This window comes from Paenibacillus sp. Y930 (assembly GCF_056786375.1).
The window spans coordinates 1-16,920 of sequence record NZ_JBXCIX010000007.1; the positions used below are offsets into that span (position 1 = coordinate 1).

Sequence of the window (16,920 nt, forward strand, 5' to 3'; positions counted from 1 at the left end):
ACTCCGCTCGACTTGCATGTATTAGGCACGCCGCCAGCGTTCGTCCTGAGCCAGGATCAAACTCTCCATTAAGGTGTTTGACTTGCTCAATTTGTTTCGCTTTTATCGAATCACTTCACGGGGTGAAATGATTCGATGACAGTTCTTTACTCGTTAAACGAGTTATATTTGACGTGTTCCATTTGTTCAGTTTTCAAAGAACTTTCTGTTACCATTGCGGTAACAAGATATTATGTTATCATCTTCTTCAAAGTAAGTCAAGCGCTTTTCAATTTTAGTTTTCAAAGCGTTTTTGACACGCAGTCCGAAGCGACAAGAAATAATATACCATGCGCTCCAACACATTACAACAAGTATTTTTTACTATTTCGTATTTTTTATATGGTCTTATTACTAGCTATACACAAGCAACAGTATAAGATGCTATTAATATGAATAACAATTCCCTACATCTTGATTTAATTATATTTGAATTTGTTTTGTAAAATAGCTTGTATGGTGTTGTGATGAGCTTTTATATAGAAAGAGCCAGTGAGAATAGAGCATATTATCTCCGTTCCCCACTGGCTTCCCTATTCATTATTACTCGTGACTACTACATTAACATCTCTAATACTACTGCTTCATCGTCAATAATTTGAATACCTAGATCTTGCGCCTTCGTAAGTTTACTACCCGCTTTTTCTCCAGCAATAACGATATCGGTCTTTTTGGAGACACTACCTGTCACCTTAGCACCACATGCTTCAAGACGCTTAGATAGTTCATCACGACTTAACGTTGGAAAAGCACCTGTAATGACGACCGTCTTGCCGAAGAATGGGTTATCCTCTGAAGCTACCGTAACAGATTCCTCCATCTCAGCTTTTACGCCCGCTGCAATCATGGATAGAATGCTTTGCCTTGCTGTTTCATCTTGAAAGAAGCTAACGATACTTTCAGCTACGATTGCACCGACGTCTTGCAATTGGATTAACTCATCTACAGTGGCGTTCATGACTGCTTCAAGATTGCGATAATGCTCAGCCAATGTTTTGGCAGTTGCTTTCCCTGTATTGGATATACCAAGTGCGTACAAAAATGACGCTAGCTCTCGCTCTTTCGATTTTTCAATCGCTTCAAGTAGATTATTCGCCTTCTTCTCGCCAAAACGTTCTAATGAGATAAGATCATCGAATGCTAATCGATACAGATCAGCAGGATCTTTCACATTGCAATCTATATATAACTGCTCCGCAGTCATAATACTGAGCGATTCGATATCCATTGCATCACGCGAGGCAAAATGAGTAATGCGACCGATTAATTGTGGCGGACACCCTAATTTATTATTACAAAATAGATGGGCACCGCGCTGCTCTAGCAAAGATTCACATGCAGGGCAAGCTGTTGGGAAGATGATCTCCTCACCTTGCTCCTCACCTACTTTACCTAGTATTTCAGGAATCACGTCATTAGAGCGGCGTATAGCTACAAGCGTACCTAATGCATGCTTGAGATTTTTCCGCTCGATATCGCCCATATTGTTCAATGTACAGTTTTGTACCGTTACGCCAGCCAGTTCAACTGCTTCTACTTTAGCAACGGGTGTTATTTTACCGGTACGTCCAACTTCCCATGAAACAGATAGTAGAGAGGTTTCCGCTTCCTCTGCTTCAAATTTGAAAGCTACTGCCCAGCGTGGAAATTTATCCGTATAACCAAGAGCTTCACGGGTACGCATATCCGTCAGTTTAATAACAGCACCATCAATTAAGAAATCTAGTGTGTTCCGACGCTCTGCAAGATCAACTAACTCTTGCTCTAATTCACGCAGTTCGGATGCATAGTATACATAAGGATTAACTTTGAAATGATTCTCTTGCATAAACTGCTGTAATTGACGATGGTTCTCAAAGGAAACCCCTTCTGCATAGCCAATATTATATATGTATGCATCTAGGTTACGCTCAGCCGTAACAGCCGGGTTCAAATTACGCAATGCACCCGCAGCCGCATTACGCGCATTTTTCAATGGTTCAATCGCCGTTTCATTGTATTTCTCCAAGCTTGATAATGCCATAATCCCTTCACCCTGTACTTCAATAATGCCGTTAGTGAAAGGTATCGATAGCGGAATCGAGCGAATTGTTTTCACCTGCGCAAGAATCACTTCACCTACCGCTCCATTACCACGCGTAGAAGCTTGAACAAGCATTCCTTCATCATAAGTAAGGTTCAGTGAGAGCCCATCGAATTTTAATTCCATGACATAGGATGGCTCGGGTAACTGTTGTTCCGGATTTTTGGCATTATAATCAGCAATAGCCCGCTTCATTTTCGTCTCCCATGCATGAAGTTGCTCAAGATTTTGCGCTTTATCTAAACTCCATAATTTCGCTAAATGCTTATGCTGTTCAAATCCAGACAAAATTTCTCCACCCACGCGCTGTGTCGGCGAATGCGGCAGCTTCTCTCCTGCCTGTTGCTCCAATGCAACTAATTCATCATATAGCTTATCGTACTCCGCATCACTTACTGTCGGTGCATCCAACGTATAATAACTATAATTGAGCTTATTCAATGTCTCAATTATAAGCTCCATTCGCTTCTGAGCTTGTATCATCGACATATATACCCCTCCAAATTCGCAATCAGAATGCTTCCTTATCGTAAGAAGATGGTTATCGCGCATAGGCAATACCATCTCCTTACTATATGAATATGATGCTGCTTTATACTTTCTTAATGGGCGCAAAGCTGGCTAGCAACTTCTTAATACCTACCGGTGCAGGAAAAGCGATTTGCAGCTCCATATCGTTATCTTTCCCCTTCACCGACACAACCGTACCTTCGCCCCATTTACCATGAGCAACTCGATCACCAGACTTATAGCTAACTGGACCACCCTCACTAGACTGCGATGAAGCCGCCTTTTTCGCTGCTTCTAGCCCAGACGTTACCGTTACAGTGCTTCTACCGCCAGTCGAACTACTTATACCTTGGCTACGAGAGCTACCATAACCAAAGCCCGATTGCTGTGAACCTGCGCTCGTACGAGCTCCACTATTATATCCGCCGCCAATACTACGAGTATTCCCACCATTAGGTGATACAATCTCACGTACCTCTTCGGGAATTTCCTTCAAAAATCGCGAAGGCATATTAAATGCTGTTCGACCAAACAATGTTCTCATCTTAGCTGAAGACAGGTATAACTGCTCTTCCGCACGAGTAATACCTACATAAGCAAGTCTACGTTCTTCCTCTAACTCCTCATTATCTGTTAAGGCGCGAGAATGCGGAAATACCGTTTCTTCCATACCTACAATAAATACGACAGGGAACTCCAATCCTTTGGCGCTATGCATCGTCATTAGAATAACGGTATCTTGTGACTTCTCTTTCTCTTCTTCATCATCGTTCATCGAATCAATATCTGCAATCAAAGCAAGATCGGTAAGAAACGAGACCAGTGTACGATCATCATTACGTTGTTCAAAATCCATCGTTACAGATAAGAACTCTTCAATGTTTTCGACTCGGGTCGTAGACTCAATTGTATTTTCACGTTGCAGCTCTAATTTATACTCGGACATTTCGAGAACTTTTTCCGTTAATTCCGTTACAGTGAGCTCATCAACAGCAGCACTTAGCTTAGATATCATATTATAGAAGGAAATAAGCTGTTCTCTCGTTTTCCCTTTAACATCGACAAGATCAACATTACTTAACACTTTATAAATGGATGTCCCTTGGGCAGCTGCTGCAGCGGCAAGCTTAGCAACCGTTGTATCACCAATACCACGCTTCGGTACATTAATGATACGCACAAGACTAATATCATCATCCGGATTAGAAATTAGACGGAGATATCCCAAGATGTCTTTAATTTCTTTACGATCGTAGAACTTAACGCCGCCTACGATTTCATAAGGAATTTCCGACTTAATTAATGTTTCCTCTATTAAACGCGATTGCGCATTCGTACGATAAAGAATCGCATGATCACTATATTTACGAGCGCTAGCCATATTTTTCTGAATGACTCCGGTGACGAAGTACCCTTCCTCACGATCACTTTCGGCAAAATAGACGGAGATTTTATTACCTTCACCTTGATCCGTCCATAGGTTTTTCGCTTTACGTCCACTATTGAGTGCAATAACAGCATTGGCTGCATTAAGAATATTGGCAGAAGAACGATAATTTTGCTCTAGCATAATCGTTTTAGCTTCGGGGTAATCATCTTCAAAGTTCAAAATATTCGAAATATCAGCACCGCGCCAACGATAGATCGACTGATCGCTATCACCTACAACGCAAATATTATGATGCTGATCCGCAAGCATACGACATAACATATATTGTGCGCGGTTCGTATCTTGATACTCATCGACATGAATATAGCGGAATTTATTCTGGTAGAACTTCAATGCTTCAGGCTCTTCCTTAAATAACGTAATAGTTTTCATGATAAGATCATCGAAATCTAACGAGTTATTGCTCTTTAACCGCTTCTGATACATCTTATATATTTTGGAAACGATGTTTTGGAAGTAATCTCCTGCCTTGTTTTCATAGGCTTCAGTAGAAATAAGTTCATTTTTCGCTGAGCTTATTGCCGCTTGTACAGACTTCGGCTCAACCTTCTTCACATCGATATTTTCTTCCTTCATACAGCTACGAATAACAGATAATTGATCGGCGGAATCGAGAATCGAGAAGTTCGAAGAAAATCCAATTCGATCAATATCCTTTCGCAAAATACGGACGCACATCGAGTGGAAGGTGGATACCCAAATATCACGTCCCGATGCTCCAACTAATGAGCTAACCCGCTCCTGCATTTCTCTTGCCGCTTTATTCGTAAATGTAATGGCTAATATACTCCAAGGAGCAACTCTATTCTTCTCAATGAGATAGGCGATACGATGCGTTAAAACTCTAGTCTTCCCACTACCTGCTCCTGCCATAATAAGCAATGGACCTTCTGTCGCTTTCACTGCTTCTCGTTGCGGAGCATTCAGCTTCTGCACCGCATCTTCGATACTAAACGAACTAAACATCTATCCCACTCCTTTAAACTTTTAATTTATAATAATTGCGCCGACTTTATCGATTTAACTGCTTGTACCGTTGTTAATGCTGCTTCTATATTACTATATACAATATTGCCTACAACTACAGTATGCGCATATTGGGCTGCCTTACTAGCACGCTCCGCACCATCTATCCCGCCACCATAGAACAATCGCGCTTGTTCTACTTCCGAAGCAATCCGTCTTAATAAGCTCATTTCGCCAAATGTACCGCTATATTCGATGTAAAGGAGAGGCAAACGTAACAAGCGATCAGCCATCCAAACATAAGGAAGTACCTCTTGCGTGGATAAGGATGCGTCTGCACCAGATACTTGAGCGGCAGTACTATCTTCATTGAGCACAATATATCCAGAAGCAGCTGTCATCTGCCAAGGTACAAAATGTCCGTACGTCTGCAAACCTTCCAATTGATTCAACATCAAATAGTCCGCTCGCTTCGTATTGAGCACAAACGGCACAAAATAGCCGTCAAAGCCAGGAACAGCTCCATCCATCGTCGACACTTCTAGTACGCAATCCACACTGTAACGCCGTATGCGAGATAATAAGTCTACCGTATTTTCGTAAGTAACACCACTTGAGCCACCAACAATAATCGCATCTGTGCCCGACATACAAATAAGCTCCAACTGTTCATCGCTTAATGCACGATCAGGGTCAAGCTTAAAAACATGCTCCCACTGTGAAAACCATTCAATATCCACATTTCCCCTCCTAAAACTTTTTGTCGACTTCATGTAAAGCTTCCTAGTAAAAAAGTTACTTCGTAAGCATACACCTAACTTTTCATTATCTACTTGGTACTCTACTCGTAAATGAAAAGTAGCTTCGAAAGCATTAGTATAACCTTTGTTAACTTTACGAAAAGCTGCCTAGTAGCAAACAGTTACTTTGAAAGTATAAGCTAAGCATGCTACAGAAAAGGTCAAGTCCTCACACACGACTTGACCATATCCCTAAGTTGATTATATATGTCACTACTATGAATGTTACTTCGGGATCACAAGCGATCCGTTACTTCACAAGTGAGCCACGAGTTACCCCCAGCTGATTCGTCGCCTTCAAACCTCTCCATACTTGCGTGCCCGTAATCTTGCCATCAAGTGCATCGCGATACAATTGTATTACCTCTTGCACCTTATCCGCATCTTCTTCCAAGAACTCTACGCGATATTGCTCTACGCCCAGTTCAATAAAGTTTTTCAAATATTCTGCACCAGATTGTTCAACTGCATTGTATACCGTATTACGACAGCCTTCATCCACTCGAACAGGATGACTCATACCAATACGATCTTGTAGTGATGCTCTTGATGTTTCACAAGGGCGACCACAGTTCGTAAAGTCTGTTCCTTCACTTAAGAACGTACAATATACACAGTGCTCCGTATGGAACATCGGCAAATGCTGATGGATAACGACTTCAATCTGACTCGTATTGGAACGCTCCAACAGATCAACCATTTGTTGAATATTCAAATCATACGACGGCGTTACTGCATCTAGTCCACTTTCAAGGAATAGATTAACTGCTTTATGATTGGCAATATTTAACGAGAAGTCACCGATCAATTTCGGGAAAGGTACATCTGGATTGGCCATTTTAGCGCGCAAATAATAATATAGCGCACCTGTATTACGGACAAGCACCGCATCTGGCTTTAGCTTCAATATATTCGCATGATAGCCGTTCTCGTTCGGCATATGAATACGAGGCGTTGCTAATGCGATTTTCTTGCCAGCATTGCGAGCTAACTCTATCGCTGCTGGGAACTGCTTAATAAATTCAAAATCAGCATAAATGAAATCTACATCAGCAGCAATTGCACCTTCGACCTGCTCCAATGTGCGGCATAATGCAGTTAGCTTCGCATCACGACCATTACTCATTGGTTTAGACTGATTTTTATTATCGAATGCATCATCTTGCGCATTCACTTCACGTTTAATATAGATAGGCGGCTTCGGACGTTCTCCTGCCAATTGCTCTACAGCTTCACGACGCAAACGATTCAGTTCACGCATCGGAATAATAAGATCACCTTGCAGTAACACTTCTAATTGATCGAGCTGATATACCGTACCACCTAGACGCCCTAGCTGTTCCTCTAGTAGTGCAGCATCCATCGGACGTTTCATTGCTTCCTCAAGCAATAGCTCAGAAGCAATTTCTACAGTCGTTCCTTTTTCTACATCTGTCCACCACGTGCGTAGTGGTTCGCCGACTGCCCCCGTTACTTTAACATGAAGCGGGAATACACGATAAGGCTTATCCGTTTCAAATGAAGCACGTAGCGCTCTATCAAGTGCAGGGTCATTCGTTTTCCAAACGCGATCGCCTACATGAACCTTGCGTAAATCTACATCATTACGACCAGGTACAAGCTCAATAAGAATACCTTCCGGCGCTTCTTCTTCTAACTTCACACCTTGACGACGGACATCATATACACGTCCGCCTTCTTCTTTCTGCGTCGGATCTCCAGCATCAAATACTACACCATCGCCACGCTTAAGTGGAGCTTCAAGACGAAGGGTTACTGCATCACGCATGACGCGTTCTACTTTACCAAGGTATACACCACGACTTTTCGGGAAAGTACCATCAACTAGTTCCTTATTATTCGTACCATCTAGGAAACCATGCGTAAATCCACGAGAGAAACTTTGTTGTAACTCACGAACTTCTTCTTTGGATGGTTTGGAGGAATCTCCATCGAAATATTTATCAATCGCTTTGCGATATTTACTTACTACGTTTGCTACATACTCAGGTGTTTTCAAACGACCTTCTATTTTGAAAGAAGTTACTCCTGCTTCAATTAACTCAGGGACAATTTCGATCGCTGCCAAATCTTTCGGAGATAATAGGTAAGCTACAGCTCCCATTGGTTTTTGTTCGCCATCAACGATAAGATCATAGGGCAAACGACAAGCTTGCGCACATTCACCACGATTGGCAGAACGACCGCCCCACATTTCAGATGTTAAGCATTGTCCCGAATAAGATACACATAGTGCGCCATGGACGAATACTTCCATTGGTAGCTTCGCTTGTTGACCGATTGTTTTAATTTGTTTCAAATTATTTTCGCGACCAAGTACAACACGTTCCAAATCGAATGGTTTCGTAAATTCCACTGCTTCAGGTGATGTAATGGTCATCTGTGTTGAACCATGAATTGGGAAATCAGGTGAAAGCTCACGAATGAGCTTAACAAGACCTAGATCTTGTACAATAACAGCATCTACACCTGCATCGATACACATTTCGATTAAGCTTTGAGCATCTCTTAATTCATCTTCAAATACAAGTATATTGAAAGTCAAAAAGCCCTTCACCCCGTACGTATGCAAGAAGGACATAATTTCTGGAAGTTCTTCACTTCTAAAGTTGTTGGCACGTGCACGTGCATTAAATTTCTCCACCCCGAAAAAAATCGCATCTGCGCCGTTAGCAACGGCAGCACGCATACAATCCCAATCTCCAGCAGGCGCTAATAGTTCAATATCCGATCGTGTTAAAGTCATATTTATAGTCCTCTCATTATCGTAATCTCATGGATTACGATGATCTTTGATGCGATATATGATAAAAGTGGCATTAGTCCAATCTATCTTTTTTCTAGTTAATAGTGTAACAAAGCTTAGCCATTTATTCCACAAGACATTACTGGCATATTCACTTTAATAGATAATTCAAAAAGTAAGCTTTATAACGTATTTGTCTACTTATTATGTGATTTTGTCATTACACTTGAAGTTACCTTCTATTAAAGGCATTATAGTAGTATAGTCTTTATGATTCACATCATAAAAAATTTCAACCATAATTAGTTAATACTTCCGAAGTGATTGTTCATTTACGAGAAGTACAACAAGATGCCCACGAAAAATTTTAGGAGGTTATTTTAGATGAAATTAGGCGTATTCGCGGTATTATTCTCGCAAAAACCATTTGAAGAAGCTTTAGATTATATTGCAGCAAAAGGGCTTGATGCTATTGAAATTGGTACAGGCGGTTATCCTGGCAACGCACATTGTGATCCAGATGTATTGCTTGCTGATGCTGGAAAATTGAAAGCGTTTAAACAAGCGGTGGAATCTCGCGGACTAATGATTAGTGCACTTAGCTGTCATTCCAATCCACTTCACCCGCAAAAACATCTTGCGCAAGCAGATGATGCGGTCATTCGTAAAACAATCGAGCTTGCTAATCGTCTTGAAGTTCCCGTTGTAAATACGTTCTCTGGCTGCCCTGGTGACCATGAAGATGCAAAATATCCAAACTGGCCTGTAGCTCCTTGGCCAAATGACTTCCAAGAGATATTAACATGGCAATGGGAGCAAAAGGTTATTCCTTATTGGTCTGACATTAACAATGTAGCTACTGACGCTGGTGTTAATATCGGTCTTGAATTACATGGCGGCTTCTCTGTTCATAGCCCTGCAACAATGCTTCGTCTACGTGAAGCAACTGGTAAAGCAATCGGCGCTAACCTTGATCCAAGCCATATGTGGTGGCAAGGTATTGACCCTGTTCAAGCGATTCATATTCTTGGACGTGAAGGTGCCATTCATCACTTCCATGCCAAAGATACAACTATTGATCCTGTTAACGTTAACCGTTATGGTCTAACTGATATGCAAAGCTATGCCAATATGCTAGATCGCGCTTGGCAATTCCGCAGCGTAGGTTTCGGACATGATCTGAAAACTTGGGCTGACATTATGAGTGCTCTACGTCTAGTAGGTTATGACTACGTTGTTAGTATCGAGCATGAAGATGGCTTGATGTCCGTTGAAGAAGGATTCTCAAAAGCAGTAGAAAATCTACAGCAAGTACTTATCCGCGAGCCGCTAGGCGACATGTGGTGGGTATAATTCTTACATCTATAGATCATGAAAAAAAGTTCCACCGATAACGGTGGAACTTTTTTTCATCAAACCTTAGCTATCCATTGAGAAATCATAATAACATCAATCAATAGGAATACCGCTAAAGCAACAACTGCAAAACCTAAGGCAAATTTATTCTTTTTCTTCTCTTTAAGCAAACGAATAAACCCAATTCCAATAACTATTGTAAATGCTAGCATGAACCAATCAAATGGATCAATTATCGCTACTTTTGTTACCTCTTCTGTTACTTCTGTTGCCAAAAACATGAAGAATACCCCCTTTATTCACAGCTGTCCTATTATTTATATATCGTATCTCGTATGCCGCCAACAAGCAAGTGTGAATAGTAAATGTTGGGGGCATTGTCACGTAATGTTCACAATTAGAGCTGAATTATGTAAGCTATGATGGATTAATCTTATTTAGCGCATCCCATCATAGCTGATCTTACATATCTTATCCCTGCATAGCACTTTCTATTACTTTTGACTAACAAGCCTTTGCTGTGAGCGAAGTCGGTCACGTTCAAGAATTGGTGCAAGATATTTGCCTGTGTAGGATTCTTTCACCTGCACAACTTTTTCAGGTGTGCCTGTTGCAACGATCATACCACCGCCATTACCACCCTCAGGACCAAGATCAATAATATAATCTGCCGTCTTAATGACATCAAGATTATGCTCAATAACTAGCACAGATTCTCCTGAATCAACTAGACGATGCAATACATCCAATAATCGCGCAATATCATGTGCATGTAATCCCGTTGTCGGCTCATCAAGAATATATAATGTTTTGCCTGTACTTCTACGATACAATTCAGCGGCTAGCTTCACACGCTGTGCTTCACCACCAGAAAGTGTTGTCGCAGGTTGACCAAGCTTCATATATCCCAATCCAACATCAAACAAAGTAACTAATTTACGTTGAATTCGCGGAATGTTTTCAAAGAACGCACAACCATCCTCGATCGTCATACCAAGTACTTCAGCAATACTTTTCCCTTTATACTTCACTTCAAGCGTTTCACGATTATAACGTTTACCTTTACAAATCTCGCACGGAACGTATACATCTGGCAAGAAATGCATTTCGATTTTGATAATACCATCGCCACGACAAGCTTCACAGCGACCGCCCTTCACATTGAAACTGAACCGACCCTTCTTATAGCCACGCACTTTCGCTTCATTCGTCGATGCATATAAATCCCGAATATCATCAAAAACTCCTGTATAAGTTGCAGGATTAGAGCGTGGTGTTCGCCCAATTGGCGATTGATCTATTTCAACAACTTTTTCGATATGCTCTAGACCACGAACCTCTTTATGTTCGCCTGGCCGCGTTTTCGCGCGATTCAGATCACGGGCAAGTACTTTATAAAGAATTTCATTCACAAACGTTGATTTACCTGAGCCTGATACTCCCGTAACCGCCGCAAATATTCCTAATGGAATTTTAACCGTAATATTACGCAAATTATTTTGCTTTGCTCCGACAACTTCAATCCAGCGATCACTTGTTGCTCTGCGCTCCATTGGTACTTCTATAAAATCTTTACCACTTAAATAACGGCCCGTAATAGAATTATCGTCAGCCATAATTTCAGCTGGTGTACCTTGAGCAATAATTTGCCCACCATGAATACCCGCTCCTGGACCAATATCAATAATATAATCTGCCGCCAGCATCGTATCTTCATCATGCTCAACAACGATCAACGTATTACCTAGATCTCTCATATGAATTAATGTTTCAATGAGGCGATCATTATCTCGTTGATGTAGACCAATACTTGGCTCATCGAGAATATATAATACACCCATGAGACTAGAGCCGATTTGCGTCGCCAAACGAATACGCTGTGCTTCGCCACCAGATAATGTACCTGCTGCACGGCCAAGTGAAAGATAATTAAGCCCGACATTAACGAGGAAACCTAATCTATTCGTTAACTCCTTCAATATTAGACTAGCTATTATAAATTCCTTATCTGTTAATTGTAGCTGTGCGAAGTATTGCTCCGCATCTCCAATCGATAAGCTCGTTACATGGGCGATATTGACATTATCAATCGTTACAGCTAATGTCTCCTTGCGCAGACGCTGTCCTTTACAGGAATTACACGGCTTAGCACTCATATACCCCGCAATATGTTCACGCATCATCTCCGATGCCGTATCACGATAGCGACGTTCAAGGTTATGAACGACTCCTTCAAAGGGAACAAATGCTTCTTTTCTAGCTCCGAAATCATTTTCATATAGAAAACGAACTTTTTCTCCATTCGTTCCATAAAGTAATTTCTTCATCTGTTCACTATTGAGCTCACTTACCGGTACATCCTGTGGAATATTATAATGTTCTGAAACTGACTTCAAAAATTGTGGGTAGTAATTAGAAGTACTCCCCGCCCATGCTAGAAATGCTCCTTCTGCGATTGACTTTGAAAAATCAGGTATGAGTAGCTCAGGATCCACAATCATTTTTGAGCCTAGTCCGTCACATTCAGGACAAGCTCCATAAGGACTGTTGAAGGAGAACATACGTGGAGCAAGCTCTTCAATGCTAAAGCCACATTCAGGACAAGCTAAGTTAGAACTAAATAGCAATTCCTCTTGATCCATCACATCTACTAGCACTCTACCTTCGCCAAGATTAAGTGCTGTTTCTAATGAATCAGCAAGTCTTGATTCGACATCTGCTTTGACGACAATCCGATCAATAACAACTTCGATACTATGCTTCTTATTTTTATCAAGCTCAATTGTTTCAGTAAGCTCTCTAATTTCACCATCTACTCTTACGCGTACATAACCTTGCTTTTGCATATCAGCCAGCAGCTTCGTATGCTCGCCCTTTCTACCTGAAACGATAGGCGCCAATATTTGCAAGCGAGTACGTTCCTCAAACTCCATAATACGATCGACCATTTGCTCAACCGTCTGAGCAGTAATTTCAATACCATGCGTTGGACAATGCGGTTTGCCGATGCGAGCAAATAATAGTCGCAAATAATCATAAATTTCAGTTACCGTTCCAACTGTAGAACGTGGGTTGCGACTAGTTGTCTTCTGATCGATCGAAATTGCAGGAGATAAACCTTCAATCGAGTCAACATCGGGCTTATCCATCTGTCCAAGAAATTGTCTTGCGTAGGAACTTAATGACTCAACATAGCGACGTTGGCCTTCTGCATAGATCGTATCGAATGCGAGTGAAGATTTCCCTGATCCACTTAGACCAGTCAATACTACAAACTTATCTCGAGGAATCGTTACATCAATGTTCTTCAAATTATGTGCGCGAGCACCTTTTACGACGATTTTGTCAATTGCCACATCATTTCCCCCTAAAACTTTTCATACTATATGAAAATTTGCATCGTGATCACAGTTGGATAACTAGAGTTCCCTATCCTAGTTGTTCTGCTTTTAGTTCCAACAACGCATCCCTCAGCTCTGCCGCACGTTCGAACTGCAGGTTTTTCGCTGCATCTTTCATTTCCACTTCCAGCCTTTGAATAACTGTTGCCAATTCCTTCTTCGTAAGTTTCTTATTCGCTGCATCTGTTAAATAATCCGCCTTAGATTCTGCAACTTTCGTCGCTTCAATAACACCTTGAATATCTTTTTGGATCGTCTGAGGCACTATACCATTCGCTTCATTATGTGCAATCTGTATATCGCGACGACGAGATGTCTCATTCAATGCAAGATCCATAGAATTCGTAATCTTATCTCCATACATAATAACAAAGCCCTCACTATTACGTGCTGCTCTACCAATCGTCTGAATAAGTGAGCGCTCAGAACGTAAAAATCCTTCTTTGTCAGCATCGAGAATAGCTACTAAGCTTACTTCGGGTAGATCAAGCCCTTCTCTTAGTAAGTTAATTCCAATTAACACATCGAATACGCCAAGCCGTAGATCACGAAGAATTGCGATTCTCTCTAATGTTTTGATCTCAGAATGCAGATAACGAACTTTAAGACCTATATCCTTCATATAATCCGTTAAATCCTCTGACATTTTCTTCGTTAATGTCGTAACGAGCACACGCTCATTTCTAGCAATACGCAAATGAATTTCATGAAGTAGATCATCGATCTGACCTTTTGACGGTCTCACTTCAATGACTGGATCAAGCAAACCTGTTGGACGAATAATTTGTTCAACCATTGTCGGACAATGTTCCATCTCATATGGACCAGGCGTTGCTGAAACATAAACTAATTGATTCGTTTTCCCTTCAAACTCCTCAAAGCGCAGTGGACGGTTATCCAATGCTGAAGGTAAGCGGAAGCCATGATTAATCAACATTTCTTTCCTTGCTTTATCGCCATTAAACATCGCCCTAATCTGTGGTAGCGATACATGCGATTCATCAATAACAACGAGCATATCATCTGGAAAATAATCGAATAGTGTATAGGGCGTTGCCCCCCGCTCGCGAAATGTCAGTGGACCTGAATAGTTCTCAATACCGGAGCAAAAACCCATTTCAGCCATCATTTCAAGATCATAGCGAGTTCGTTGCTCTAATCTTTGCGCTTCCAGTAATTTTCCTTGTTCTCGGAAATTAGCTAGTTGCTCTTCAAGCTCTTGCTCAATATTGACAATCGCTCGCTTCATTGTCTCTTCTTGTGTGACGAAGTGGGAAGCAGGGAATATCGCAATATGCTCACGTTCTCCTAACACTTCACCCGTAAGAACATCCATCTCACATATCCGTTCAATCTCATCACCAAACAATTCAATGCGCATTGCGCGTTCATTATTAGCAACTGGGAAAATCTCAACCACATCACCACGAACACGAAACGTACCACGAGTAAAACTGATATCATTACGTTGATATTGAATGTCAACAAGAGCACGAAGAATATCATTACGTGATTTTTCCATACCAACACGCAATGACACAACCATACTGCCATACTCTATTGGTGAACCTAAGCCGTATATACAAGAAACACTGGCTACAACAATGACATCGCGACGTTCGAATAACGAACTTGTTGCTGAATGTCGTAGCTTATCTATCTCATCATTAATGCTAGAATCTTTTTCAATAAATGTATCTGTAGATGGAATATAGGCTTCTGGTTGAAAATAATCGTAATAACTTACGAAATATTCAACCGCATTGTTAGGGAAGAAAGTTTTGAACTCACTGCATAATTGCGCAGCAAGTGTTTTATTATGGGCAATAACGAGTGTTGGACGATTGACACGTTCAATAACATTAGCCATCGTGTACGTTTTACCGGTACCTGTTGCTCCTAGTAATGTCTGATGTCGCTTACCTTCCTGCAAACCCTCAATTAATTGTTCAATTGCTCGCGGTTGATCTCCTCTAGGGCTATAGTTCGATACTATTTCAAATTGTGACATGATTTCCTCCCACCACATTTAGCGGTCGTTCAAAAAGCGGGCTTTGATAACGATGAGTATACTAACGTAGCATACTCGACATCGAATATGAAGCGAACTTGTTGAACTTTCATTTGAATAGGTCGTTCAAAATTAAGCTTGTTGAACTTATATTATTAGTATAGTCAAAATGTAAGTAGTTCAACTACTGATTAAAGTTATAATTTCTAAATTTTTCTATCATCGTTAATGATGTAGATTATGAAATAAGCGAACCATTGTGATCATAGTCGGATATTTAGAGCATCCTCTACAGGGGAATGTATGTTCCCTTTCTTATTATATCCCCCAAACAGCCACAGCCGCAAGTACTAAACCAATATTGGTTTAACACTTGCGGCTATTCGTCCAATCTTCATACCATTTCACCATTTTATCAGGTAACGGCATATCTAATTCATCCCACATTTCTTGCGCTTGTTTCTCATAATATTGCTTAAGCTTATCATACTGACCTAGTCGATGATATGCTTCAAGCACATAGACACCATATTCGAATTCATACGGACTAAACTGATTGAAACGATCTCCTAGCTTCAATACTTTTGCCCATTCGCTCTCGTTATATAAATACGGAAGTAATTGCCTCGCATGATGGACCCATAACTGCCGTAGCCGTTCACGTTCGCTTTCAGCCCATAAATAATCATAATCTTCCATATAATCACCATCATATTTCACCAGACAATATTCTAGCTTCTCATAATAGTGTGGATCCGTTTCGTCTAATTCGTTAACTAATGATTCCCATACTTCAACATCCAAATCAATATTGTCTATGCGCAAACAGTAGCCTTCCTGAATACTATCGTTATCGATTTTCACATCGATCCCCGAATCCTTCAAGCATTTTCTTATTTGATAGACAACGGTATATAGTTGCGTCATCGCGCGTTTCTTATCTAGCTCAGGAGAAAACATATTCATAATTTTATATTTAGGTACAAATTCACCACGACGGTGTAGCAAATAGGCAAATAACTCTTGTGCTTTTGCCGTTCTCCATTTGGGATAGACGATATCACCATGTGCCGCTTGAAATCGAATTTTCTTCATGCAGTAGATGCTTTGTCGATATGTTGTATTTGTAATATCCCGTTGTGGTACAGTAATTTCCTTCTTACTATATAATCGCTCCATTGTTTTCTCTAGACGTTGCATCGATAACGGCTTTAACAAATAATCCATCACATTTAATTCGAATGCTTGTACAGCATATTCATCATATGCAGTTACAAATATAATTTCAATGCTTGGTCTTATTTGTTGCAGTAAATCAGCTGCCTCAAGCCCTGACATCTCTGGCATATTAATATCAAGAAAAACAACATCAAACTTATTCGATTTGGCATATTGGATAGCTTCGCTTACTAACTGAAAGCTATGAATGACAATGTCTTGTTCATCGCGCTCAGCGAATGCCCTTTTTACCATCCGTTCTAACTGCATTAAAGCTAATTTTTCATCATCAACTAATAGTAGCTGCAAGCTAAGCACC

9 protein-coding genes and 1 rRNA gene are annotated in these 16,920 nt (G+C 40.8%); 1 reads left to right on the forward strand and 9 read right to left on the reverse strand.

The window, feature by feature from the left end:
- The 5 genes from AC1TO5_RS17900 to AC1TO5_RS17920 form a co-directional block, all read right to left on the reverse strand.
- A 16S ribosomal RNA gene (locus tag AC1TO5_RS17900) occupies positions 1 to 72 on the reverse strand; the annotation flags it as partial.
- A 523-nt stretch (positions 73 to 595) separates the two neighbouring features.
- Positions 596 to 2,602: an NAD-dependent DNA ligase LigA gene (ligA, locus tag AC1TO5_RS17905; protein WP_482064325.1), complete on the reverse strand. Its 2,007-nt coding sequence runs from the start codon at positions 2,600 to 2,602 to the stop codon at positions 596 to 598.
- A 112-nt stretch (positions 2,603 to 2,714) separates the two neighbouring features.
- Complete coding sequence (gene pcrA, locus AC1TO5_RS17910) at positions 2,715 to 5,048, reverse strand: DNA helicase PcrA (protein ID WP_482064206.1); 2,334 nt, start codon at positions 5,046 to 5,048, stop codon at positions 2,715 to 2,717.
- A gap of 26 nt (positions 5,049 to 5,074) precedes the next feature.
- Positions 5,075 to 5,788, reverse strand: a complete 714-nt coding sequence (gene pcrB, locus AC1TO5_RS17915) for a heptaprenylglyceryl phosphate synthase (RefSeq protein WP_482064207.1) — start codon at positions 5,786 to 5,788, stop codon at positions 5,075 to 5,077.
- A gap of 310 nt (positions 5,789 to 6,098) precedes the next feature.
- Positions 6,099 to 8,615 (reverse strand): U32 family peptidase, encoded by a 2,517-nt coding sequence (locus AC1TO5_RS17920; RefSeq protein WP_482064208.1) that lies wholly within the window; start codon positions 8,613 to 8,615, stop codon positions 6,099 to 6,101.
- A 384-nt stretch (positions 8,616 to 8,999) separates the two neighbouring features.
- Between AC1TO5_RS17920 and AC1TO5_RS17925 the strand changes: the two genes are divergently transcribed.
- The gene (locus tag AC1TO5_RS17925) at positions 9,000 to 9,968 is read left to right on the forward strand and encodes a sugar phosphate isomerase/epimerase family protein (protein ID WP_482064209.1); all 969 of its coding nucleotides are present in this window, start codon (positions 9,000 to 9,002) and stop codon (positions 9,966 to 9,968) included.
- Positions 9,969 to 10,027: 59 nt separating this feature from the next.
- Here the strand turns inward: AC1TO5_RS17925 and AC1TO5_RS17930 are convergent, their stop codons facing one another.
- The 4 genes from AC1TO5_RS17930 to AC1TO5_RS17945 form a co-directional block, all read right to left on the reverse strand.
- Positions 10,028 to 10,252, reverse strand: a complete 225-nt coding sequence (locus AC1TO5_RS17930) for a hypothetical protein (protein WP_482064210.1) — start codon at positions 10,250 to 10,252, stop codon at positions 10,028 to 10,030.
- Between the two features lie 213 nt (positions 10,253 to 10,465).
- Positions 10,466 to 13,327, reverse strand: coding sequence for an excinuclease ABC subunit UvrA (gene uvrA, locus AC1TO5_RS17935; RefSeq protein WP_482064211.1), 2,862 nt, complete (start codon positions 13,325 to 13,327; stop codon positions 10,466 to 10,468).
- A 73-nt stretch (positions 13,328 to 13,400) separates the two neighbouring features.
- Entirely contained in the window at positions 13,401 to 15,383 is a 1,983-nt protein-coding gene (gene uvrB, locus AC1TO5_RS17940) for an excinuclease ABC subunit UvrB (protein ID WP_482064212.1), read from the reverse strand.
- A 366-nt stretch (positions 15,384 to 15,749) separates the two neighbouring features.
- Positions 15,750 to 16,910: a response regulator gene (locus AC1TO5_RS17945; protein WP_482064213.1), complete on the reverse strand. Its 1,161-nt coding sequence runs from the start codon at positions 16,908 to 16,910 to the stop codon at positions 15,750 to 15,752.
- Between the last annotated feature and the right edge of the window lie 10 nt (positions 16,911 to 16,920).